Origin of the sequence: Halorubrum sp. SP9 (assembly GCF_005435015.1) — an archaeon.
GTDB lineage: Archaea > Halobacteriota > Halobacteria > Halobacteriales > Haloferacaceae > Halorubrum > Halorubrum sodomense.
The window spans coordinates 1-323 of sequence record NZ_SGXU01000552.1; the positions used below are offsets into that span (position 1 = coordinate 1).

The 323-nt window shown below is 71.8% G+C and carries 1 protein-coding gene; it reads left to right on the forward strand.

Annotation, left to right across the window (positions count from 1 at the left end; genetic code table 11):
- Window positions 1–323, forward strand: a 323-nt coding sequence (locus EXE45_RS18555) for a potassium channel family protein (protein ID WP_369333772.1), incomplete at both ends; no start/stop codon positions are given.

Sequence of the window (323 nt, forward strand, 5' to 3'; positions counted from 1 at the left end):
ATCCTCAACCCCGGGCCGACCACCCGGCTGGAGGCGGGCGACGTGACGCTGCTGCGCGGCCCCGAGGCCGGCGTCGCGGACGTGGTCCCCGAGCTGAGCGGCGAGCCGTACGAGCCGGAGCCCGAGGCCGAACCGGGGATCGACGACCTCGAACGCGCCGTCGGCTCGATCGTGTTGATGAAGAACCTCTCGGAGCTCGCGGTCGACCTCGCGTACGGCTCCGTCCTCTTCGACAACGAGGAGCTGGCCGAGGAGGTGAGCAACCTCGAGGTCGAGGTCGACGCGCTCCAGTCGCGCTTCGAGGCGTGGACGCTCCGCGCCGC